This window comes from Brachyspira intermedia PWS/A, from assembly GCF_000223215.1.
Classification (GTDB): domain Bacteria; phylum Spirochaetota; class Brachyspiria; order Brachyspirales; family Brachyspiraceae; genus Brachyspira; species Brachyspira intermedia.
In genome coordinates, this window is the sequence record NC_017243.1 from 1,142,593 (window position 1) to 1,165,012 (window position 22,420).

The 22,420-nt window shown below is 26.6% G+C and carries 26 protein-coding genes; 19 read left to right on the top strand and 7 right to left on the bottom strand.

What is annotated here, in order from left to right:
- Nucleotides 1-10: 10 nt before the first annotated feature.
- Nucleotides 11-358, bottom strand: a complete 348-nt coding sequence (locus BINT_RS05030; RefSeq protein ID WP_014487469.1) for a cytochrome c biogenesis protein — start codon at nucleotides 356-358, stop codon at nucleotides 11-13.
- A 207-nt stretch (nucleotides 359-565) separates the two neighbouring features.
- On the opposite strand from BINT_RS05030, the gene BINT_RS05035 reads away from it, so the two are divergent.
- Both BINT_RS05035 and BINT_RS05040 read left to right on the top strand, forming a co-directional pair.
- Nucleotides 566-1,606, top strand: coding sequence for a mechanosensitive ion channel family protein (locus BINT_RS05035; RefSeq protein ID WP_014487470.1), 1,041 nt, complete (start codon nucleotides 566-568; stop codon nucleotides 1,604-1,606).
- Nucleotides 1,607-1,615: 9 nt separating this feature from the next.
- Nucleotides 1,616-2,473, top strand: a complete 858-nt coding sequence (locus BINT_RS05040) for an aldo/keto reductase (RefSeq protein WP_014487471.1) — start codon at nucleotides 1,616-1,618, stop codon at nucleotides 2,471-2,473.
- A 213-nt stretch (nucleotides 2,474-2,686) separates the two neighbouring features.
- Here the strand turns inward: BINT_RS05040 and BINT_RS15070 are convergent, their stop codons facing one another.
- The 6 genes from BINT_RS15070 to BINT_RS05070 form a co-directional block, all read right to left on the bottom strand.
- Nucleotides 2,687-3,235 (bottom strand): glycosyltransferase, encoded by a 549-nt coding sequence (locus BINT_RS15070; protein ID WP_234944362.1) that lies wholly within the window; start codon nucleotides 3,233-3,235, stop codon nucleotides 2,687-2,689.
- Nucleotides 3,232-3,459 (bottom strand): hypothetical protein, encoded by a 228-nt coding sequence (locus BINT_RS15075; RefSeq protein ID WP_234944363.1) that lies wholly within the window; start codon nucleotides 3,457-3,459, stop codon nucleotides 3,232-3,234. Before BINT_RS15075 ends, BINT_RS15070 begins: the two co-directional genes overlap by 4 nt.
- A gap of 168 nt (nucleotides 3,460-3,627) precedes the next feature.
- Nucleotides 3,628-4,410: an FkbM family methyltransferase gene (locus BINT_RS05050; RefSeq protein ID WP_014487472.1), complete on the bottom strand. Its 783-nt coding sequence runs from the start codon at nucleotides 4,408-4,410 to the stop codon at nucleotides 3,628-3,630.
- A gap of 35 nt (nucleotides 4,411-4,445) precedes the next feature.
- Complete coding sequence (locus BINT_RS05055) at nucleotides 4,446-4,736, bottom strand: glycosyltransferase (protein WP_049783491.1); 291 nt, start codon at nucleotides 4,734-4,736, stop codon at nucleotides 4,446-4,448.
- Nucleotides 4,737-4,738: 2 nt separating this feature from the next.
- Entirely contained in the window at nucleotides 4,739-5,680 is a 942-nt protein-coding gene (locus BINT_RS05060; RefSeq protein ID WP_014487474.1) for a nucleotide-diphospho-sugar transferase, read from the bottom strand.
- A gap of 242 nt (nucleotides 5,681-5,922) precedes the next feature.
- Nucleotides 5,923-6,834, bottom strand: a complete 912-nt coding sequence (locus BINT_RS05070; RefSeq protein ID WP_014487475.1) for a glycosyltransferase — start codon at nucleotides 6,832-6,834, stop codon at nucleotides 5,923-5,925.
- 295 nt (nucleotides 6,835-7,129) lie between these two features.
- On the opposite strand from BINT_RS05070, the gene galT reads away from it, so the two are divergent.
- The 17 genes from galT to BINT_RS05155 all read left to right on the top strand — a co-directional run bounded on the left by galT (nucleotide 7,130) and on the right by BINT_RS05155 (nucleotide 22,412).
- Entirely contained in the window at nucleotides 7,130-8,104 is a 975-nt protein-coding gene (galT, locus tag BINT_RS05075) for a galactose-1-phosphate uridylyltransferase (RefSeq protein WP_014487476.1), read from the top strand.
- 3 nt (nucleotides 8,105-8,107) lie between these two features.
- Nucleotides 8,108-9,040, top strand: a complete 933-nt coding sequence (locus tag BINT_RS05080; RefSeq protein ID WP_014487477.1) for a glycosyltransferase — start codon at nucleotides 8,108-8,110, stop codon at nucleotides 9,038-9,040.
- A 133-nt stretch (nucleotides 9,041-9,173) separates the two neighbouring features.
- On the top strand, nucleotides 9,174-9,659 hold the full coding sequence (locus tag BINT_RS05085) for a hypothetical protein (RefSeq protein ID WP_014487478.1): 486 nt from the start codon (nucleotides 9,174-9,176) through the stop codon (nucleotides 9,657-9,659).
- A 140-nt stretch (nucleotides 9,660-9,799) separates the two neighbouring features.
- Complete coding sequence (cmk, locus tag BINT_RS05090; RefSeq protein WP_014487479.1) at nucleotides 9,800-10,471, top strand: (d)CMP kinase; 672 nt, start codon at nucleotides 9,800-9,802, stop codon at nucleotides 10,469-10,471.
- Between the two features lie 49 nt (nucleotides 10,472-10,520).
- Nucleotides 10,521-12,200 (top strand): S1 RNA-binding domain-containing protein, encoded by a 1,680-nt coding sequence (locus tag BINT_RS05095; RefSeq protein WP_041177270.1) that lies wholly within the window; start codon nucleotides 10,521-10,523, stop codon nucleotides 12,198-12,200.
- A gap of 178 nt (nucleotides 12,201-12,378) precedes the next feature.
- Nucleotides 12,379-13,512 carry an MGDG synthase family glycosyltransferase gene (locus BINT_RS05100; protein ID WP_014487481.1) on the top strand — a complete coding sequence of 378 codons (1,134 nt, stop codon included), beginning with the start codon at nucleotides 12,379-12,381 and terminating at the stop codon, nucleotides 13,510-13,512.
- Nucleotides 13,513-13,593: 81 nt separating this feature from the next.
- A complete protein-coding gene (locus tag BINT_RS05105; RefSeq protein ID WP_014487482.1) occupies nucleotides 13,594-14,046 on the top strand; it encodes a hypothetical protein in 453 nt (150 codons plus the stop codon).
- Between the two features lie 229 nt (nucleotides 14,047-14,275).
- A complete protein-coding gene (locus BINT_RS05110) occupies nucleotides 14,276-14,452 on the top strand; it encodes a (2Fe-2S)-binding protein (RefSeq protein WP_014487483.1) in 177 nt (58 codons plus the stop codon).
- An 89-nt stretch (nucleotides 14,453-14,541) separates the two neighbouring features.
- Nucleotides 14,542-15,375, top strand: coding sequence for a Fe-S cluster assembly protein NifU (gene nifU / locus BINT_RS05115; RefSeq protein WP_014487484.1), 834 nt, complete (start codon nucleotides 14,542-14,544; stop codon nucleotides 15,373-15,375).
- A gap of 17 nt (nucleotides 15,376-15,392) precedes the next feature.
- The gene (nifS, locus tag BINT_RS05120) at nucleotides 15,393-16,559 is read left to right on the top strand and encodes a cysteine desulfurase NifS (RefSeq protein ID WP_014487485.1); all 1,167 of its coding nucleotides are present in this window, start codon (nucleotides 15,393-15,395) and stop codon (nucleotides 16,557-16,559) included.
- A 189-nt stretch (nucleotides 16,560-16,748) separates the two neighbouring features.
- Nucleotides 16,749-17,897 (top strand): M20 metallopeptidase family protein, encoded by a 1,149-nt coding sequence (locus tag BINT_RS05125; protein WP_014487486.1) that lies wholly within the window; start codon nucleotides 16,749-16,751, stop codon nucleotides 17,895-17,897.
- A 393-nt stretch (nucleotides 17,898-18,290) separates the two neighbouring features.
- The gene (locus tag BINT_RS05130) at nucleotides 18,291-19,259 is read left to right on the top strand and encodes a radical SAM protein (RefSeq protein WP_041177271.1); all 969 of its coding nucleotides are present in this window, start codon (nucleotides 18,291-18,293) and stop codon (nucleotides 19,257-19,259) included.
- A gap of 124 nt (nucleotides 19,260-19,383) precedes the next feature.
- Nucleotides 19,384-19,578, top strand: a complete 195-nt coding sequence (locus BINT_RS05135; protein WP_014487488.1) for a hypothetical protein — start codon at nucleotides 19,384-19,386, stop codon at nucleotides 19,576-19,578.
- Between the two features lie 2 nt (nucleotides 19,579-19,580).
- Nucleotides 19,581-20,381: an AAA family ATPase gene (locus tag BINT_RS05140; RefSeq protein ID WP_014487489.1), complete on the top strand. Its 801-nt coding sequence runs from the start codon at nucleotides 19,581-19,583 to the stop codon at nucleotides 20,379-20,381.
- A gap of 273 nt (nucleotides 20,382-20,654) precedes the next feature.
- Complete coding sequence (locus BINT_RS15080; RefSeq protein WP_014487490.1) at nucleotides 20,655-20,912, top strand: hypothetical protein; 258 nt, start codon at nucleotides 20,655-20,657, stop codon at nucleotides 20,910-20,912.
- A 149-nt stretch (nucleotides 20,913-21,061) separates the two neighbouring features.
- On the top strand, nucleotides 21,062-21,649 hold the full coding sequence (locus BINT_RS15085) for an alpha-1,2-fucosyltransferase (protein ID WP_014487491.1): 588 nt from the start codon (nucleotides 21,062-21,064) through the stop codon (nucleotides 21,647-21,649).
- Nucleotides 21,650-21,794: 145 nt separating this feature from the next.
- Entirely contained in the window at nucleotides 21,795-22,412 is a 618-nt protein-coding gene (locus BINT_RS05155; RefSeq protein WP_041177584.1) for a cytidylate kinase-like family protein, read from the top strand.
- The last annotated feature ends 8 nt before the right edge of the window (nucleotides 22,413-22,420 follow it).

Genomic DNA, 22,420 nt, shown 5'->3' on the forward strand with positions numbered 1-22,420 from the left:
AAATAAAAAATTAATAATTTAAATTCACATCGAATCTATCATTTAAAAGAGGAATGATATTTATAACAGGCTCTTCATAAGGGTGAACTTCTTTCATAATTTTTATGATGTTTTCTATATTTTTAACATCTGTTGAAAATTCCACCTTATCTTCAGGAGCTTCTGATATTTCATTAACTTTTCCATCGAAAGGATTAGCGTTTTCTAAAGGACGCCAATAACCTGTAATTTTTGTTACAGACATTACATTATCATAATTTCCAACACCTAAAGCACCTATATTGTTTAAAGCCTCTCTAAGTTTTTGAGTATATTCTTCAGGTATATATATTTCTATTTTTACTTTTTTTATATTCATATTAAATATCCCTATATATTGTTTATTATTAGAATATTAAAAAACAATAGTTTTTGTAATCAATGTTAAATAGTATTGTTTTGACCCCTTTATTTTTTATTGTTTATATACTAATATGCTATTTATTTTATGTCAAATTGTATTTGAAAAATTGACATTATATAGTAAAATTAATATAATTAAAATAATTATCTAATTGGAGAAAATATGCAGTACCTTAAAGAAACAATATTTTGGAATAATTCATTGCTTCAATATTTAATAGCAGTAGGAGTTTTAATTATTAGTATAATTTCTATGCGTTTAGCATTGTTGTTTCTATTAAAAATTTTATTAAAATTAAATACTAGATTTCAGAGTCCTTTTGTTATAGATCTAACAAAGAGTATAAAAAAAAGAACAAAGCCTATTATATTCATAGCTTCATTGGCCATAGCTAGAATAGGGCTTACCCTACCAAAAGAAGAAAGTTCATATTTTGGGAAAATAGTTGTAGTATTTATAATAGTGTTTGTTACGTTATTTATATGCGATATAATTACTAACTTTACTAATAATTATTTATCAAAGAAAAAAGATGTTGTTATATCTGATGGTATTATTACAATATTAAAAGCTTTAGTATGGATAATAGGATTTTTAACTATACTTTCAAATTTAGGTGTTAATGTAAATACTTTTATAACAGGACTTGGAGTAGGCGGTGTAGCTGTAGCTTTTGCGGCACAGAGTATAATAGCAGATTTATTCAATTATTTTGTTATAGTTTTTGATAAGCCTTTTTTGAAAGGTGATTTAATACAAGTGGATATGGATAAAGGAGTAGTTGAATATATTGGGATAAAATCTACACGTATTAGAAGAAATACAGGTGAACAGCTTTTAATATCTAATACTAATTTATTGGCATCTAGAATACAAAACTATAGAATATTAGAAAAGAGAAGACAATATATGTTATTAGGAGTTGAGTATTCTACACCATTAGAAAAGTTAAAAGTTATACCAAATATCATACAGACAATTATAGAAAGTACTAGTAATACAGAATTTTATAGTGCTAGATTTATAGAATTTGCTGATTCTTCTCTTAATTTTGAAGTTATATATCATATAACTATACCTGATTATGCAGAATTTGTTAAAATAGTTGAAGATATTAACTATAAAATAATAGATGAATTTAATAAATTGGGTGTAGGCTTTGCATTCCCTTCAAGAACTTTATATATAAGTAAAGATAGTTAAGGATTATTTATGGATTATACATTATTAAAATCAGATAATAGAATCCCCAATTTTGGAATAGGAACTTGGGGATTAGGTGAAAATGAAGATAAAAAAGAAAAAGAAATAAGATCTATAGTATTTGCTTTGAATAATGGTGTAAGATTAATAGATACTGCTGAAATGTATGGAAATGGTATGGCTGAAATATTGATATATGAGGCATTAAAGCATACAGATATTAAAAGGGAGGAGCTTTTTATAATCTCCAAGGTATATCCTCATAATGCTGGAAGAGGTAAAATATTTGATAGTTTAAAAGCATCATTAAAACGTTTAGGGTTAGATTATTTAGATATGTATTTGCTTCATTGGAGGGGCAGGGTACCTTTAAAAGAAACTGTTGAATGTATGGAAGAAGCCAAAAAAGAAGGACTTATAAGAGATTGGGGTGTTTCCAATTTTGATATTGATGATATGAAAGAACTTGAATCATTAAAATACGGTGATAAATGCGTACTTAATCAGGTATTATATCACTTAGATTCAAGAGGTGTTGAATTTGATTTAGATCCATATATGAAAGATAGAAATATAGCTTTGATGGCATATTCGCCTTTAGGAAGGGCAGGGGAACTCGGTAGAAATATTTTTAAAAATAGCACTATTCTTCAAATAGCTGAAAAATATAATGCATCTGCTGCTCAAATAGTATTGGCATTTATTAGTAAGGTTTCCGGATATATTCCTATTCCTAAAAGTGCAAGCAGAAAACATCTTTCTGAAAATATTGAAAGCTGTAATATCATACTTACTGATGAAGATGTATATATGATAAACAAGGAATTTCCAAAGCCTTATAAAAAGATGCCTTTGGATATCGTATAATTGATTTTAATAAATTAAATATAAAAACTGCTTAGTATTTAAAATATTTAGCAGTTTTATATTAATATAAATGCCATCTGAAACCATATTTTGAAGCTTGTCTTACTCTGTAAATATCTCTTAATTTCTTATTAGGTATCCACCAAGCTATTTTATTAATTTCTTTCATTTTCTTTTCTACATATTTAGGATCGTAAGCAATACCTCCAAATTCTATCCATTTTTTATTATTTTCATTCCATTCATTATTATTGATTCCATTCCAAAATTTTTTTCCCAGGCAGTATGTAATATATAAGCATCTTCATTATCAGCATTATTTGATAAGTAGTATCTATTATATTTATCAGAAAAATCATTAACTTCTAAATTAAATTCTTGTACCATTAAATTGAATATTGGTTGATCTGCCATTAACCATTTTTCTGTCATTTTATAACACCATTCTTTTATTTCTTTTCTTTTTTTTATAGAATCATTTATTAAAAGTACTCCAGAATTAAATACTTTTGCATCTAAATTATATTTGTCAGAATTGAATTTTTCTGATAAAATCTTATTTTCTACATTTTCTCTTAAATTTATGCTTTCATAAGATACGGATATATCTTTATTTATATTTAAAAGTTCTATTATATCTTTTTGTATTAATATATCAGTATATAAATATAAAACTTTATTATAATTATCTAATAATTCAAAAGCTTCGTATCTTGCAAAAGCCATTAGACTCCACATTAATGTACAATTAGCATTTTTCATAGTTTTTCTAATGGAGATACATAGTGATTTATTATAATATTATTATATATTTTTTTTAATGCATTTTCATCTTTTATATTGATTTTACCGCTTATATAGAGAATTATATCATAATCTTTTTCATTTAATGAAAAGTGTTTTTTCAGTCCTATTAAAACATTTCCAACAGCAAACATTTGATTTGAAGTTGAACATAAAACAACTGCTAATTTTTTCTTTTCCATAATATAAAACCTTTATATTTTTTTATATTCTATAGTATTATTATATTATTTGCAATCTTAGCATTGAAAATATAGAAACGTGTTTATTAGTGTATAAATAAAAATTTATTGTAATATATTTATGAGTATTTAGTTTAATTTGGAAATAAATCTATATTTTATAAAAAATTAATCTTTTACAAAAGCTAAATCATGAGATCTATATATATCTATTAATAATCTGTATCCTTTGGATTTCATATATTGTTCTAATACTCCTTCTTTTTCATTATTTTCTACTATGATTAATTTTATATCATATTTATTAAAATCAATGGTTTTTAGTATATTTAATTCAAAACCTTCTACATCTATTGATAATAGATCAATTGAACTAATATTTTTGTAGTTATACATTAATTCATCAAATGTCATTGATTTTATATTTAAAGAATTTTCTTTAGATTCAGATATATCAATTTTAGCCATTAAACTATGTCCTTCATAGTTTACTAATTTAACACTATCCATTTTTTTATCTAAAATAGCAGCATTGTATAGATCACAATTTCTGTTTTTTTCTAATTGTTCATAAATTATCGGATTGGCTTCAACGCATATACCAGACCATCCTAATTTTTCAAAAAAGTAAGTGTTGCTGATTTTTATTCCATCATTAGCTCCTATATCTATAAAAAATCCTTTTTTCTTACCTGAAAATATTAAGTATGATATAAAATCTTGTTCTATTTCTGATTGGAAATTAATATTTGTTTGTTTTTCTATCTTTAGTTTAGATTCATATAAATTTTTACCAAAATCTAATACATCATTAAATTTTTCTAAATTTTTTTTATTATTATTAATTTTTGAAATGTATATATATGATAATAAAATATTTCTTATATTATTCCTTAATTCTCTTTTAGGTATCCACCATACAATTTTATTTATCAATTCTTTATTTAACATCTTTATATCCTTTTATTAATTTATATTATAATATTTTATATCGAAATTCTGTAAAACATAGCTGCAGAGAAATGTACTTTAGAAGGAATTTTTTCAAACCATTCATCGTACATTTTTATGTCCGGAGTATAAAAATTAATTTCGCATTCTTTTATGTTTTTTAACGAAAGTATTTTATCTTTGTTTTCTTTAGTTATTCCGCCATCTATTAAATGAAATATTATTTTTTCATCTTCTAAAGAGTTTTTTAAGATTGATGCAATAGCTGTACCCATATACGGAGCATAATTGTTATCAGATGATAAGCAAATATTCATTTCAATCATTTTTATTTATTATCCTTTTTTATAAAAAGGCCTTTTATTTGTCTTATAATTCTTTTTATCTCTCTAGTGATATTATATGATAAAGAAAAAGGCTTTATATTAAATCTTTTTATAGCTATTTCAAAATCAGCATTAGCATCACACTTTATTTCTTTTGGGTGAATTAAATGTTCAGCATCTATAGGGTATGTTTTTCTATTGGCATTTTCATCATCTGGATTTCCTGTATGAGTAGAATCTTCTCCAAAGCCTATATTAGAAATTAAATTTACATTAGGATTAATACATATTCCATCTTTTGAAATTATACAATAAGTCCATTGATAGTCCCAAGTATTTATATCAGCAGTTCTGTAAAACCAGTTCTGCCAATAGTCTCTTATATTAAAATCATTGTAGCGTTTTTTTAAAGTCTTTTTAGTATCTTTAAAACTAATAGTCTTCATTGTAGCATCATAATATTTCCAAGCACGACTCCAAGAAGCCCAGCCCCAACAATGCTGTATAGTAGCAAAATAATAACTAGCCTCTCCAACTTTTCTATCTAAAGGAGAATCTCCAGCAATATGCATTATTTGTTCATTATCTTTATAGTAATTTAACAATTTCTCACAGTAATAAAAAAATGATATTTCAGGCAATACATCATCTTCCAATATTATACCTTGTTCTTCATTATCAAAAAACCAAGTTATCGCTTTTGATACACCATTACAGCATCCTAAATTTGTATCCTGAAATAATGTTTTTATTTCACATTCCCAATCTATAGATTTTAAAATACTTTCTCTAGTGTCAATACATTTTATTTTTTCTTCTTCATTTCTCCAGCCATCAGCTGCTATATATAATTTTTTAGGTTTTATTTTTCTTATTGCTTCTAAAACTTTTAATGCTGTATCTTTTCTTTTAAAAATTACTAATAATATTGGAGTATCAAACATATTTATTGCTCCAATATATTAATTTTTGATTGTATTTTTATAGCAACAATACCCCATATTTTTACAATATGGGGGAATAAAAAATACGATTTTATTTTTAACTGTTGTGTTGTGTTGTGTTGTGTTGTGTTGTGTTGTGTTGTGTTGTGTTGTGTTGTGTTGTGTTGTGTTGTGTTGTGTTGTGTCATAATAAAAACCTTATAGAGAGAATATTAACTTTGTATATAATAAAAGTCAATATATTATCTTCCTGTAAGTCCTGATTTTCTTAATAAATATCTTCTTACTTTATCTCTCAATTTAAATGTAGGTATCCACCAAACAATCTTATCTATTTTTTTTCTTTTAGCGTTATTTTCTTTATAAGTTTGGCTTCCGCCTGATTCTATCCATATTTTATTGTTTTCTTCCCAAAATTTATTGTAAGTACCTCTCCAGAATTTATCTGGACCTATAGCATGTATTATATGGGATTTATCTGCATTTTCTGATTTTGGAAAACAGCAGAAAGTTTCTTTTGCATCTAATAGTTGTATATTAAATTCTTGACATGCTAAATTCAATATAACTAAATCATTAGTTATATATTCTTCAGTTTTTTTGTAGCACCATTCTGCTATATTTTTATAATCTTTTATTTTATCTGATATTATTATATTTCCATCATAAAAAGAATTGCAATCTATATTATATTTAGTTTTTTCTAAAATAGGTATTGTTTCTTTAGTTTGTGCAGAATTACGTATTGAAATATCAGATAATGTTGCATATAGCTCGAAGTCTAAATTTATTAAATGTGAAATATCTTTTTGTATAACAATATCAGTATCTGTATAAAAAACTTTTTGGTAATTATCGAGTATATTAAAAGCTTCAAATCTTGCATAAGCAAAGACACTAAAATTATTTAATTCTCTTAATTCTATCATTTTTTTCGAGAATGGTGATTCATATATTTTTATAATTATTCTAGGAAAAATTGTTTTTAAAGCTTTTTCATCATTTGGTTCTAATTTATTTGTATAAAATATTATGTCATATTCTTCATCTTTTAAATTTTGAAATAAATATTTTTTTGCTCCTATTATAACATTTCCAACAGCAAAAGCCTCATTTCCTGTTGAGCATAAAAGTAAAGCGATTTTTTTCTTCATTATTGGTATATTTTCCTATTTTTTATATATATTAATATTTTCTAATTATTATATATTATAATATAAAAAAATAAATAGTTAATAATATAAAGCTAATTATTAAAATGTTAGCTTTATATGTATAGGGTTTAATATTTTACTGTTGTATAATTTCATTACCAATAATAATAAATAATAATTTTATATTTTTGAATTATAATTGTTTTATGTATTGTTTATTATTAAAAAAAGTATATAATATAAGTGTAAATAAAAAATATATTTTTATATAAATGAAATTTTAAGGAGAATTAATATGGCAGAATTGCGTTATAATCCATTGCTTGGAGATTATGTTATGATAGCTAGTCATAGGCAGTCACGTCCTCAGATGCCTAAAGACTATTGTCCATTTTGTCCCGGCAGCGGAAAAGTACCGGATAGTTATGAGGTTCTTTGTTATGATAATGACTTTCCTGCTTTATCCTTTGAACCTCCTTATCCTGATGAAGTTGATAATGGAAAATTATTTAGAACAGCTCCATCTATAGGTAAATGTGAGGTTATTTTATACTCTCCTGATCATAATACTACTTTACCAGAACTTCCTGTAGATCATATAGCTAAATTAGTAGCTTTATGGCAGGAAAGAATGAAAGTTATATCAGAAAACAAAAAGATAAAATATATTATGCCATTTGAAAATAAAGGCGAGGTAGTAGGTGTTACAATGCCTCATCCTCATGGACAGATATACGGCTATAGTTGGATCCCTTTGAGAATAAAAAGGAAAATTGAGATGGCTTCTAGTTATTACAGTGTTAATGGCAGAAATCTATTTTTAGATATGATTGAGCAAGAAGTTGAATATAATAAAAGAGTTATATTTGAAAATGATCATTTTATATGTTTCTTGCCTTTTGCATCAGAATATCCTTATGGTATAATGATAATGCCTAAAAAACAGACAAATTCTATTACAGATTTTAATAAAGAAGAAAGTTTATCTCTAGCAGATGCCTTAAAAAAAGCTACTTCTACATTGGATTTATTATTTGATATGAAATTCCCTTATATGATGTGTATGTATAGTGCTCCTGTAAATGATGGTTTCAATTACAGTGATATATGGAATTATCATATAGAATTTTTCCCTCCTATGAGAAGTAAGGAGAAACAAAAATTCAATGCTTCTTCAGAAACAGGAGCTTGGGCACCTTGCAATCCTACAAGTCCTGAGGAAATGGCTGCTCAATTAAGAACAGCATATATCAGATATATGGGAATGTAGAATTTGCTAAAATTTACTATTATAATACCGCACCGAGTTGGTGAAAATATAGAAAAAACATTAGAAGGGGTATATCTTTCTAATTACCCTAAGGAAAATATTGAAATTTTTCAGGCAGAAGGAACTCATCCTACTGTGCAGAGGAATGAATGTATTAAACAATCAGCAGGAGATATTGTATATTTTATAGATAATGATTCTATTGTAAGTGCGGATAATATTAAAGAGGCTAGTACTATATTTGAATCAGATGAAAAAATAGCAATAGTTGGAGGTCCTGCTATACATAAAGTTAGTTCTTTAATAGAAATGTATATAGATAAATGTATGAGAGCTTATTATGCTGTAGGTCCTATAGCTAATAGATATAGATTTGATAATAATGATGTAAAAGAGGGAAGTGATAGGGATGTTATACTTTGCAATTTGTTTGTAAGGAGAAATGTTTTATTTGAAGCAGGTCTTTTTAATGAGGATTTATATCCAAATGAAGAAAATGCATTGATAGATAAAATACTTTCTCTAGGATATAAATTGATATATAATCCTAGAATAATAGTTCAAAGACCTCCTAGATCCAATTTAAAAGCTTATATAAAAATGCTTCTTAATTATGGAAGGGGCAGATTTGAGCAATTGTTTAGGGATTTTAATATTAAAAATTTGATATTTATTTTGCCTTCTTTATTTGCTAATTACATACTTTTAAGTCCTATAGTATTGTGTGTCTATCATTTTTCTAAATTAAATGTATTGAAATATTATTTTCTTCCATTATTAGTTTACATAATAATGACTTTTTTGCTGGTATTGTATATTCTTTTTGTGATAAAGGTTTTATATCAAAAATTCGGGGAATATTTATATATCCTTTTATGTTTTTTATTACTCATTTTTTCTATGGACTTGGATTTTTTTACGGAATCATTAGAATAATAACTAAATTTAAGAGAGTTGCTACTTTTTCTATAAAAAAATATAAATCTTTTGAATAATTTTATATTTACATATTGTCAAAATATCAATATTTTATATTTTTAATTTGTGAAATTAATTTGGGTTTGTATAAATGTATATTTATAAATATGTATTGTTTGTTTTGTTCATATTTTCATTTGATTTGTATTGTTTTACTGGAGTTAATATTACAGATAGTTTTTATAGTAAAAGTTATATTGATGATGGGGTAACAGATATAAATGATATAGTTTTTGAAGACTATTCTATTAACTTGAATACTATAGGTTTTCCTATGCTAAGTAATTTTTTTATATTAAAAGATAAATTTCCAATATTATCAATATTTTATAATTTATATGATTTTATTGGATATGATAAAAGTATAAAAACATATATAATGCATTTAGATTTTTTTAGGACTTTCAAAACTATAGAATGGAACTGTTTAGACATAAATAAGAATATATCATTTTCTTTTTCATATTCAAGCTCAATGAATGTTAATTATAATAGTATAATAAGAGATTTATCAGCATCTTGTTCAAGATTTTGTATGGATACAAATATATTGTTAGGTATTCACTTCTTTTTATAATCTTGATAGCATAAATTATTTATTAGAAAATATTTAAAAAATGTAATAAAGTTCGTTTTTTATTAAAATAAATATTTGCAAATTATAATTATTTATGATATACTGTATAGGAAATTATATTAATTTAAAAAAGGTTATAGGTGTCAAGTACATACGAAATAATCACTTTAGATGGTCCTTCCGGGGCAGGTAAAAGTACAATAGCTAAATTATTAGCAAAGAAATTATCTTTTAAATATTTAGATACAGGCGCTATGTACAGGGCCGTAACTCTTTATATGATCAAGCATCATATTGATATAAATAATAATAGTGAAGTCATATCAGCTCTTAATAATTTAAGTATTAACTTTGATAATGCCGGCAGAATATATTTAGATGATGAAGATGTAACAGAAGCTATAAGAAGTATGGAAGTTGTTAATCTTGTTTCTAAAGTTTCTTCTATAAGCATTGTAAGACAGAATATGGTATCTCTACAAAGAAAAATAGCAGAAGGCGGTAATTATGTTGTAGATGGTAGAGACATAGGAAGTGTAGTGTTCCCTGATTCCAAATATAAGTTTTATATGGATGCTTCTTTAGATGAAAGAGCTAAAAGAAGATATAATGAGGAATTATCTAAGGGTAAGAATATTACTTATGAAGAGGTTAGGGAAAGTATAAGAAAAAGAGATGAATTTGACTCAAATAGAGAGGATAGTCCTTTAGTAGTACCGGAAAATGCTAATATAATAGATACTACTAGTATGACTATTGATGAAGTGGTTGAAAAAATCGCTAATGTGATTTTTAATATAAAGTCTAATTAATATTAGATTATTTTTTTAACCTGTGAAAGTACAGGAGGGAGAAGGAACAATGGAAGATAATAAAAATTTATCAAATGATGAAATTGAATTTCGCAAGGCTTTAGAGGAAAGTGATAATACATTTTTAAGCCGAGGAAAAATCGTTAAAGGCAAAGTAGTTCAGTTTGATGATACTGATGTTTTTATAGATTTTGATTCTAAATCTGAAGGTAAAATAAAAAGAAGCGAATTTGATAAAGAACCTACTATTGGAGAAGAAATAGAGGCTATTGTTTCAGGCGAAGATGATAAAGGTTATGTTATATTATCTAAGAGTGAAATAGATAAGAGAAAATCTCAAGAATTAATAGATAATGCTGTAAAAAATAATACTGCAATTACAGGCGTTGTTAAAGAAGTTGTTAGATCTGATTCGAAAGTAGCTGGATTTAAGGTATCTATAATGGGACATCAGGCATTCTGTCCTTTTTCTCAAATAGATTTAGCAAAAGGAATTAAAGAATCTGATTATATAGGTAAAGAGTTTGAGTTTAGGGTAATTAAAAAGAACGGAAGAGATGTTGTAGTTTCAAGAAGAGTTTTATTAGAAGAAACTCAAAATGCCGGAATAGAAACATTCTTAAATAATCTTCAAGAAAATGATATTATTAATGGTAAAGTAAAAAATATTGAGAAATTCGGAGCTTTCGTTGAAATCACACCTGGTTTTGACGGATTCCTTGCTATACCTAATATGTCTTGGGATAAAGTAATAAATCCTAAGTCTATAATATCAAAAGGTGAAGAAAGAATGTTCAAAGTTCTTCATATTGATAAAGAAAATCGTAAAGTTGATTTAGGTATTAAGCAATTAGATGAAGACCCTTGGGGTAAATTTGTAGAACAATATCATATAGATGATGTTATACAGGGAGAAGTTACTAATGTTAAAAAATTTGGTGCTTTTGTAAAAGTTGCTGATGGTATAGAAGGACTTGTTCATGTTTCTGATTTAAGCTGGAATTCTCATGTTAATAATCCTAATGATTTCGTTAAAAAAGGTGCTTTCTTAGAGTGTAAAATACTTGATATGAATGCTGCTGAAAGAAAACTTACTTTAGGATTAAAACAAGTCAAAGAAAATCCTTGGGATACAGTTGAAAAAGATTTCCCTGTTAAATCTGCTGTAAAATGTAAAGTAAAAAGAATCATTAAAAACTTTGCTGTATTTGAACTTCCTAATGGTTTGGAAGGTATATGTGATATAAGTGATTTTGACTGGAGAAATAACATAGTTAATATGAAAGACTATGTAAAAGAAGGCGAAGAAGTTAATATGGTTATTATGTCTATAGACAGAGATAAACAAAGAATTAAATTAAGCTATAAACATACTAAAGATAGTCCTTGGAGATTATTTGAAAAAGCACATCCTCAAGGTTCTATAGTTGATGGTACTGTAAAAGCTATAGTTGATTCCGGTGCTATTATTTCTTTGGAAGATGATTTAGAAGGTTATATGCATGTTTCTCAAGTAGAAATTCCTAAAGGAAGTACATTAGAAGAGGTTCTTAAAGTAGGTGAAACTTATCCTTTCGTTGTAAGAGAAGTTAATCAAAGTAAGAGAAGAATCTCATTATCAAGAAGAGAATATATGGAAGCTCAAAATAAGAAAGAAACACAAAATTATATTTCTAAAGCAGAGCCTACTTCTTTAACTTATAATCCTTTTGATAATATTAATAACTAATTTAATAAATAATTATTTGAAATTAAAAATCCTAATATCATTATGGTATTAGGATTTTTTTATAAATTAATAATTATTATATACGATAATCTTTTAAATATTTATTGACAAATGAACTAATTAAAGTATAATTTACATATAACTATTCTAAGTAATATTAATTTTTAGAAGGTATATTATGAAAAAGATTCTTATTATATCATCAGAATATACAGGTCATGGGCATAAAAGCGTTCATACTTCACTTTTGCAAGGTTTCAAAGCATTATATCCAGAAGAAATAGAATGTAAGGTAGTAAATGGTTTCACACTTGGCGGTCCTGATCTTATGGCTGCTGAAAGACTTTATAATAGCTGTATAAAATATGCTCCTCAATTATGGTATAAGATTTTCAAATTTTCTTTTAAAAATAGAGATATTATAAATAAAAATAATGCATTTCATGTCAAAAGAAAATTTTTAAAACTTATAAAAGAATATAAGCCTGATATAATAGTTAATGTTCACCCTATGTTCAGCGGAAGCCTTCTAAGTATTTTGAAGAAAAAAAATATAAATATAAAATTTTTCATTATAATAACAGATTTAATTACAATAAGCAAATTATGGTTTGATAATAGAGCAGATAAAGTTATAAGTCCTTCTTATGAGGCTTCAGAATATATGATGCAAAATGGAGTAGATAAGGAAAAAATTATTACATTTGGTTTGCCTGTTAGAGAAGGATTCAATGCTTTATATAAAACTAAAGAAGAAGTAATAAAAAATACAAATATTAATGGTACATTAAGAATACTTTTACTTAATAACTCTGAAAGAACTAAAAGGCTTATGTATATAATAGACGGTTTATATGAAAGATATAAATGTGAAGTAACAGTTGTATGCGGAAGAAATGAAAAAACATTTAATAAATTAAGTAAAGAATATTCTTCAAAAGAGCATAAACCTATTATAATGGGATATACTCAAGAGCTTCCTAGATTATTTCATGAGAATGATATATTGATAACAAGATCAGGTCCTACAGCTATAATAGAAGCTATTAATTGTTTAATACCTATAGTATCTATGGGAGCTTTACCTGGTCAAGAAGAAGAGAACCCTATATATATAGATAAGAATGGTTTAGGATATGATACTAGTTCTACAGATGATATATTTAATAAAATAGATTTACTTGTGGCAAATAATAGAGAAAATCTAGTAAAAATGAGAGAGAAGCAATTTGATTATTACGGAAGAGATGTAAGAGAAAAGATAGTTAAATATATTGCTGATGAATTGTATAAAGATTCAGAGAATAAATAAAATCTTTTTTTAATAATAAAAAATAATGTAAAAAATATCTCATCAATTAAAGAGGTTAATATATTGATTACTAATGCAAAGATGAAAGAATTAATTTCAGATATTAATTTATCAAATATAGAATTAAAAAATTATTATTCTATATTCGAGAGAGAAAATTCTGAAAATGAAAAATATTGGGTTATAAGTAATGAAACGGACTGTACTTTATGCAGAACTTCTTTTGTTGGAAAAAATTTAACAGATTTTGAATGGGGAAATAATGAGATATATATTTCAAATAGTTTGAATGTGAAAGAAGTACTTAATCTTGCATTGAAGATGTTTATGTCTTTAAAAAATATACTTGAAGAAAATTATTCATACCAAATATTCGACTTAATACTTACCTTATCAGATGGCAGTAATGAAGCTCCTCCTAATGCTAATATAAGATTCTATGCTGTAAGAGATGATTTTAGAATAGTAGATTTAGAAAACATTGAAGATAATAAATCAGAAGCTATTTTAATAGAAACAGTTAATCAAAACTAATATTTTAAGTTTTAGCATAAAAATATTAATTAATTTTATAAAATTCTTTAAACTTATTATTAATACATACCCGTATATTAAAAAATAAATTATATACGTAAAATATGCTTGATATTTATTTATTGAAATGTTATAATATTCTAACAATGGAAGGTTATAAAATAGATTAATGTGATATTCATATTTTTCTATTTTCTTAAAATTAATTAGATAATAGGAGAATCTAAAAATGGCTGATAAAACAATATGTTTTTGTATGGCAGTAACTGAAAATCAAATTAGAGATGCTATCAAATCAAAAAAATTAAAAACAGTAGAAGAAGTTTCTAATGCAACTAAAGCCGGTACAGGATGCGGCGGATGTCAGGTTGCTATAAAACAAATATTAGACGAAATGAATAAATAATTTAAAAAATAAAAAATATTATTTTTATATCCCAAAATTATTTAATATATTTATATTGTTAAATAATTAACTTAGATGGAGGTAGGAACATGTGGGAATATACAGATAAAGTAAAGGATCATTTTATAAATCCTAGAAATGTAGGGGAGATAGAAAACCCTGATGCAGAAGCTATGACAGGAAGTATCGTGTGCGGAGATGCACTCAAATTAACATTAAAAATAAATAAAGATACTGAAGTTATAGAAGATGCTAAATTTCAAACATTCGGCTGTGCTTCAGCTATAGCAAGCAGCAGCATATTAACGGAGATGATTAAGGGTAAAACTCTTGATGAAGCTTCAAAAATTACTAACAGAGATATAGCTTTGGAATTAGGCGGTCTTCCAGAGGAGAAAATGCATTGTTCTGTTATGGGAATGGAAACTTTAGAAAAAGCCATTAACAATTACAGAGGAATTGTCACTGAAGATGATGAACATGATGAAGGAGCTATCATTTGTAAATGTTTTGGTATAACAGATACTAAAATAAAAAGAGCAATCAGAGAGAATAACTTAAAAACTGTAGATGAAGTTACTTTCTACACTAAAGCAGGCGGCGGATGCGGAGCTTGTAAAGTTAAAATCGAAGATATACTCAATGAAGAGTTAGCAGAGATGGAGAGAGAAGCTAAAAATGCTCCAATGACTACTGTTCAGAAAATTAAAAAGATTGAAGAAGCTTTGGAAAAAGTTATCAATCCTATGCTTAAAATGGACGGCGGAAGCTGCAGACTTGTAGATGTTGATGGTAATAAAGTTATGATAGAGTTTAAAGGAGCTTGTTCAGCTTGTGCTTCTTCAAAAAATACTTTGAAAGGTTTTGTTGAGCCTAAATTACAGGAACTTGTTTCTAAAGATTTAGAAGTTGTAGGTGTTTGATTGTACGGAGTTGATATATGGAAGAGAAAAAAATAATATATATGGATAATAATGCCACAACTAGAGTGTACCCTGAAGTATTGGAGGCTATGCTTCCTTATTTTAAGGATCAATACTTTAATCCTTCTAGTATGTACACTCCTGCAGGAGCTGTTCATAAAGAGATGGAAAAAGCAAGAGAACAGGTTGCTGATTTTCTTGGATGCGAGCCTATAGAAGTATGTTTTGTTTCATGCGGAAGTGAAGGCGATAATATGGCTATTAGGGGAACTATAGAAGCATATCCTACTAAGAATCATATTATAACTACAAAAGTTGAACATCCTGCAGTTATAGAAACATGCAAATCTCTAGAGCGACATGGTTATAGAGTCACTTATCTTTCTGTTGATAATGACGGAAATATAAATATTGACGAATTAAAAAATGCCATCAATGAAAATACAGCTATAGTATCTATAATGTATGCTAATAATGAAACAGGTGTTATTTATCCTATAAGAGAAATAGGTCAGATAGTAAAAAATGCAGGAGCAGTATTCCATGTTGATGCTGTTCAGGCTGCTGGTAAATTGCCTCTTAATATGAAAGATGAGCCTTATATTGATATGCTTACAATAGCAGGTCATAAAATACATGCCCCTAAAGGAATCGGAGCTTTGTATATAAAGAACGGTACTAAATTAAGAACTGTTCAGACAGGAGGGCATCAGGAGAGAGGACGCCGTGCCGGTACTGAAAATGTGCCTTATATTATTGGTTTGGGTAAAGCTGCTTCTATGGTTAAGGCTGAACTTCCTAGATTTATGGAGCATACAGCTAAACTTAGAGATACTTTAGAGGCTGAAGTTTTAAAGAGAATAACTGATGTTAAAATAAATGGTAAAGGAGCTAATAGAGTAAGCAATACAGCTAATATTAGTTTCAAAAATATAGAAGGAGAAGCCATACTTCTTTTATTAGACGGATATGGAATTTGTACTTCAAGCGGAAGTGCCTGTTCATCTGGTACATTAGAACCTTCCCCCGTGCTTCAAGCTATGGGTGTACCTTTTGAATATGCACATAGTTCTACAAGGTTTTCTTTATCATTGGACAACACTATGGAAGAGATAATGTATGCTGCCGATGCTATAGAAAAGATTGTTAAAAGACTAAGAGATATCTCTCCTTATAGAAATTAAAAATTAATATTTTGAAATTTTTAAATGGCCTGTCATTTATATGATGGGCTTTTTTATTGAATAATTTAAAATTTTAGTCCTAAATAATACTAATTTTTTATAAATATATAATTTGAAATAATTTATTTAATATTGACTTAATGGTTAATATCTATATACTATTAAAAAATAATTGTTAAGGCAGATAAAATGGATTACAAAAAATTAAATGATATTATAGTTTCTATGAGAAGAGATCTGCATCAAATTCCTGAAGTTGGTACAGAACTTCCTCAGACAAAAAATTATGTTATAAATAAATTAAAAGAATTAGGACTTTCTTATAAAGAATCTTCGCTTGACAGCGGATTAGTTTGCGATATAGGAAGCGGTGATAATGTGGTTGCTATAAGAGCCGATATGGACGCTTTACCTATACAGGAAGAAACAGGATGCGAATACGCTTCTAAAAATGGTAATATGCATGCATGCGGACATGATGCACATACTGCATGTCTTTTAGGTGCTGCTCATTATTTGAAAGAAAATGAATCAAGATTGAAAGGCAAAGTAAGATTAGTATTTCAGGCTGCAGAAGAGTTGGCTGTAGGGGCACATAATATGCTTAATTCTGGACTTCTTGAAGGAGTTAAAGCTATAGTTGGTACTCATATAGGTACTTTGTCTGCTGATACTCCAAGCGGAGAGTTTATATTAAAAGAAGGCCCTTTAATGGCTTCTAATGACAGAGTATTTATTAAAGTTATAGGAAAAGGTGCACATGGGGCATATCCTCATCTTTCTATTGACCCTATGCTTACAGCAAGCCAAATAGTACAGGGTATTTATAATATCAAAAGCAGAGAGATACTTGCAACAGATCCGGTTATAATATCTATATGTATGCTGCATGGCGGAACTCAGTATAATGTAATACCTACCGAAGTAAATATTGAAGGTACTTTCAGAACTTTCAGCGAAGAGAATAGAGCATTTATAACAGAGAGAATAAAAGAGGTGGCAGAATCTATTGCAGCAGCTAATAGAGCTAAGGCTGAAGTTGTTATAAAGAGAAGAGGTGCACCTGTTGTTAATAATGCAAAAATTTATGAACAGTTAAATGAAGTTTGTAATGAACTTGGATTTAAAAAAGCATCTCATTATAGTTTATCAATGGCAGGTGAAGATTTTGCTGATTATTTAGAGAAGATTGACGGAGCTTTTATATTATTTTCTACTATGACAGAAAAGAATATACCTCATCATAATAGTAAATTTGAGATAGATGAATCAAAATTATATCAGCCTCCTGTTTTGATGAGCGAATGGGCTATTAAATATTTAGAAAATAATAAATGATAATAAAATTTTATTAATAAAAAAAATATGATTTTTAGTATATACTAAACAACTATATTTTATCAAAAATTATTTTTTTATTTTTGTTATTAGTGGGGACTAGCCCCCACACCCCCACTTCTTTTGTTGCCACAAAGAAGCAAAAAGGCTATATTTTAGCTTAAATTTAATATTTTATCTTACATGTAAGACAAAATTAATATTATTTAGTGCTAATTTTATACTTGCACTTTCGCGAAGCGTATCCGAGCCTGTCGAGGATATAAGGTTCTTTGACGAAGTCCGCCTCGCTGTGCGTGCCTTCGGCAGGCGTGCGGCGGGAAAAAGAACAATAAAAAAATTAATAGAAGTTAAAATTTTTAATATATAATTAAAAAATTATTGGGATATACTGTGAATTATAATGAAAAACATTTAAAAAATATAGATGAAGCTTTAGTAAAGGCAGAACTTCTTTATGATAAGTGTATTTGCTGCGGACATATATGCAATGTTAATCGCAATAAAAACAAAATAGGAAGATGCAAAATTTTTGAAGATACCAATCATATAAAAACTGCATCTCATACTTTGCATTTCGGTGAAGAGCCTATGCTTGTAGGTGAAGGCGGAAGCGGTACAGTATTTTTTTCAAGCTGTAATTTAAGCTGTGTGTTTTGTCAGAATCATCAAATAAGTTCTGACGGAGTAGGCGAGATAATTGACATTGAAACATTGGCAGATTATTTTTTGGATTTAGAAAAACAAGGTGCAGAAAATATTAATCTTGTGAGTGCCACTCATGTTATTTATCCTGTATTAAAAAGTTTAAAAATAGCTTTTGAAAAAGGACTTAATCTTCCTATTGTTTATAATACTAATGGTTATGATACTAAAGAATTATTGGATTGTCTATACGGTATTGTTGATATATATTTGCCTGATTTAAAATATGTTTTTGATGACAAGGCTTTTAAATATTCTAGGGCTGAAAATTATTTTAATACCGCAATAAATGCAATAGAGATAATGAAAGAACAAGTAGGCGATTTAATTGTTAATGAAAAAGGCATTGCTGAAAAAGGTATAATAATAAGGCATTTGATACTTCCGAATAATGAATCAGATTCTTATGATGTATTGATAGAACTTAAAGAGAGAGGTTTTTTAAATACTACAATATCTTTGATGTCGCAGTATAATCCTAAATTTAAAGCCTGCAATTTTGAAAGTATAAACAGAAAATTATACAAAAAAGAGTATGATGATTTAGTTGATTATGCTTTGGATTTGGGATTTGAAAATTTACTTGTTCAGGAAATGGAAAGCTCTGACAATTATAATCCTGATTTTACTAAAGAAAAGCCTTTTGAAATGCAGTGATTTACATATTGATACAATTATATTTTAAATTTAATTAAATAAGTTTTATTTTTGACAAAAATATCATATAATGTATAATATATACTAAGTATAGTATTATTTATTAGATTTTAAGGAAGAAACTATGAATGAAATTTTTGCACTTTTAGAAAGCGAAGAGGTTGAAAAAAGACTTGAGGCTCTTGAAGAGTTGGCAAAAAATGTAGAAAATTCCGATAAAATTACTGTAATTAAAGCTTTAAAGCCGCATATATTAGATTGGGATGAAAATGTTCGTCTTAAAGTGGCTCAAGTATTAAAATTGTATACAGGACAATAATTATGGGAAGAATAATATCTTTTTCTAGTGGAAAGGGTGGTGCAGGTAAGACTTTATGTTCGGTTAATTTCTCTGCAGAATTGGCTTCTAGAGGATATAAAGTTTTAGTTTTTGATATAGATATTAACTGTTCAAATGTATTTATTTTACTTCATGTAAAACCTCAGTCTAAACTTCAGGAATATTTTGAAGGTACTTTAACATTGAAAGACTGCGTTATAAAAAGCGAATATGGTATAGATGTTATCAGTGCTGGAGTTAATATACAGAGATTTGTTCAGTTTGAAAATGATTTTAATTTATCAAATTTAGCTAAAGATTTAAAAGTATTATCACAGGAATATGATTATGTCATTATAGATTATGCTGCAGGAATTACTCAGCCTATGATGCGTTTCTATGAGATGTCTGATGATATAATACTTGTTGCCAATCCTGAAATTACAGCTCTTACAGATCTTTACAGACTTATGAAGATGATATATGTCAATAATATGACAGATAAGATGTATTTGATAGTGAACAAAGTAAAAAATATAGATTGGGCTATCAATTTATACAGAGAAGTAAAAAAGGTAACTTCAAAATTTTCTCTTGATATTAATTTGGTTCTTTTAGGACCTGTTTTGTTTGATGAAGAAAAGGTTATGATATCCGTTCAAAAGAGAACACCTATAATAATATTATATCCTAAAACTCCTATCAAAGGCGGTTTTTCATTAGCAGTTACTAGATATTTGTATGATATAGGTGTAATGAAAGATGAAAATGCAAGAGAAAAAACTTTCTCTGATTTCTTCTAATTTATGTAATTATATGTATTATTATTTGACTTTTATTTAATATTATAATATATTATTAATATGGGTTTATATTTTAAAATAAAAATATTATAGTGATCGCATCGCATAAAAAATATTATTTCTATAAGTTATTGAGCTATCTTATGATATTTAGTTCCATAGTATATTCATGTATTTTTTCTTGTTTTAATATTAAATTTCTTTTTTTAAGAAATAATATTCTTCTATTTTTCTACATGATTATTAAAAATTATTTTCATTTGGATTTTTATTATGTTTTATAATGACTATGAACATTTTATTAACAAAATAGTATGGTTTATTCCATCAAAAAAACATAGAGATAATTTCAGAAAAATTTTATATGATATAGTAAATTCTATGTATAAATTGGAATATATTGCTGATAAACTTAATGTAAAAGATGATAAAAAAGGTATGGTTATTGTAGAATCTACTGGTGGTTTAGCTGATCAATTTGGAAAATATATTCTTGGTGAATCAATAAAAAAAATTATGATGTTCGAGTAAAATATGATCTTACTTGGTTTAGAACACATCACAAAGATATTGATGGTAAACATGAAAGACCATTTGAGTTATTAAAATTATGTCCTGACATTAGTTATGATATTGCTACAGAAGAAGAGGTGTTCTTTTATAAAGCATGCTTTGGCAATATGGTTAAGGAATATTTTGATTATGATATTAATCATATTTTAGCAACTAAAAAAGATATTTATATTGATTGTTATCCTAAGATTCTTGATATAAATATTGATGATTTAGTTAAAGATATAGATTTGGATAAATATCATTTTAAAGTTCTTGCAGGTGAAAATTTATCATTATATAATGAATTAAAAAATAATTTTTCTATTTCTGTTCATGCAAGACTTGGAGATAGTCATATTATGCCAGAATTTAAGAGTATATTTAATTCAGATTATAATGAATATGCCAGTTATTTTATAAAATCAATAAATTTTCTTAATAACAAATTTAAAGATTATAATCCTAAATTTGTATTTTTTTCAGATGATATGAATTGGGTAAATGATAATGTTATATCTAAATTAGATAAAAATATTCTATATAGAATAAATATAGAAAAAAATCCTCCGCATTTAGATATTTATTTGATATCAAGTGCTAAACATCAAATCATATCGTTAGGTGGATTTGGAAATTTAGCAAGTTTATTCAATAAAAACAAAGATAAAATAATAATCAGACCTAATGATTTCCAGTCATTAAAAAATAGTTAAAGTATATACCTATTTTTAATAAAAATATAATATATAATTTTTTGTGAAAATATTTATATATAAATAAGAAAAGAAGTTGTTTAAATTTGACAAATACAAATAATATTGGTAAACTATTAATATAATAAAGATGAGGTATATGCTTATGAGTAAAAATATTGTTATCACTATCAGCAGAGAATTCGGAAGCGGCGGAAGATATATTGGAGAAATGGTTGCTAAAGATTTAAATATACCTTTTTATGATAAAGCTATAATAGAAATGGCATCAGATAAAACAGGATTTTCTCCGGAATATATTAAAGAAAATGAACAAAAATTAACAGGAGCTTCTCTTTTTAATTTTGCTATAACAGGTTCTTATGCTGGAAATATGGTATTTGGCAATGGTGAATCATTACAGGACACTATGTTTTTTGCACAAAGCAATGTTATAAAAGAAGTGGCATCTAAACATTCGTGCGTTATAGTTGGAAGATGTGCTAATCATATATTAGAAGGAATGGAGAATTGTATTAATATATTCATTTATTCTGATATGGAAAATAAAATTAAAAGAGCTGTTGAAGAATATAAATTAGATAGTGCAAATATAGAAAAAATCTTAAAAGAAAGAGATAAATTAAGAGCTAAACATTATAATTATTATACAGGAAAAAACTGGGGAGATGCTAGAAATTATCATGCCTGTTTGAATAGCGATTTTATAGGTATAGATAATACAATAGAATTGATAGAAAATATAGCTAAGTCAAAGCTATAATAAGGTAT

Excerpts from the sequence above, each read along its gene's own strand:
- BINT_RS05030 (WP_014487469.1), bottom strand. The coding sequence starts at position 358 with ATGAATATAAAAAAAGTAAAAATAGAAATATATATACCTGAAGAATAT.
- BINT_RS05035 (WP_014487470.1), top strand. The coding sequence starts at position 566 with ATGCAGTACCTTAAAGAAACAATATTTTGGAATAATTCATTGCTTCAA.
- BINT_RS05040 (WP_014487471.1), top strand. The coding sequence starts at position 1,616 with ATGGATTATACATTATTAAAATCAGATAATAGAATCCCCAATTTTGGA.
- BINT_RS15070 (WP_234944362.1), bottom strand. The coding sequence starts at position 3,235 with ATGAAAAATGCTAATTGTACATTAATGTGGAGTCTAATGGCTTTTGCA.
- BINT_RS15075 (WP_234944363.1), bottom strand. The coding sequence starts at position 3,459 with ATGGAAAAGAAAAAATTAGCAGTTGTTTTATGTTCAACTTCAAATCAA.
- BINT_RS05050 (WP_014487472.1), bottom strand. The coding sequence starts at position 4,410 with ATGTTAAATAAAGAATTGATAAATAAAATTGTATGGTGGATACCTAAA.
- BINT_RS05055 (WP_049783491.1), bottom strand. The coding sequence starts at position 4,736 with ATGATTGAAATGAATATTTGCTTATCATCTGATAACAATTATGCTCCG.
- BINT_RS05060 (WP_014487474.1), bottom strand. The coding sequence starts at position 5,680 with ATGTTTGATACTCCAATATTATTAGTAATTTTTAAAAGAAAAGATACA.
- BINT_RS05070 (WP_014487475.1), bottom strand. The coding sequence starts at position 6,834 with ATGAAGAAAAAAATCGCTTTACTTTTATGCTCAACAGGAAATGAGGCT.
- galT (WP_014487476.1), top strand. The coding sequence starts at position 7,130 with ATGGCAGAATTGCGTTATAATCCATTGCTTGGAGATTATGTTATGATA.
- BINT_RS05085 (WP_014487478.1), top strand. The coding sequence starts at position 9,174 with ATGTATATTTATAAATATGTATTGTTTGTTTTGTTCATATTTTCATTT.
- BINT_RS05095 (WP_041177270.1), top strand. The coding sequence starts at position 10,521 with ATGGAAGATAATAAAAATTTATCAAATGATGAAATTGAATTTCGCAAG.
- BINT_RS05100 (WP_014487481.1), top strand. The coding sequence starts at position 12,379 with ATGAAAAAGATTCTTATTATATCATCAGAATATACAGGTCATGGGCAT.
- BINT_RS05105 (WP_014487482.1), top strand. The coding sequence starts at position 13,594 with ATGAAAGAATTAATTTCAGATATTAATTTATCAAATATAGAATTAAAA.
- BINT_RS05110 (WP_014487483.1), top strand. The coding sequence starts at position 14,276 with ATGGCTGATAAAACAATATGTTTTTGTATGGCAGTAACTGAAAATCAA.
- nifU (WP_014487484.1), top strand. The coding sequence starts at position 14,542 with ATGTGGGAATATACAGATAAAGTAAAGGATCATTTTATAAATCCTAGA.
- nifS (WP_014487485.1), top strand. The coding sequence starts at position 15,393 with ATGGAAGAGAAAAAAATAATATATATGGATAATAATGCCACAACTAGA.
- BINT_RS05125 (WP_014487486.1), top strand. The coding sequence starts at position 16,749 with ATGGATTACAAAAAATTAAATGATATTATAGTTTCTATGAGAAGAGAT.
- BINT_RS05135 (WP_014487488.1), top strand. The coding sequence starts at position 19,384 with ATGAATGAAATTTTTGCACTTTTAGAAAGCGAAGAGGTTGAAAAAAGA.
- BINT_RS05140 (WP_014487489.1), top strand. The coding sequence starts at position 19,581 with ATGGGAAGAATAATATCTTTTTCTAGTGGAAAGGGTGGTGCAGGTAAG.
- BINT_RS15080 (WP_014487490.1), top strand. The coding sequence starts at position 20,655 with ATGTTTTATAATGACTATGAACATTTTATTAACAAAATAGTATGGTTT.
- BINT_RS15085 (WP_014487491.1), top strand. The coding sequence starts at position 21,062 with ATGGTTAAGGAATATTTTGATTATGATATTAATCATATTTTAGCAACT.
- BINT_RS05155 (WP_041177584.1), top strand. The coding sequence starts at position 21,795 with ATGAGTAAAAATATTGTTATCACTATCAGCAGAGAATTCGGAAGCGGC.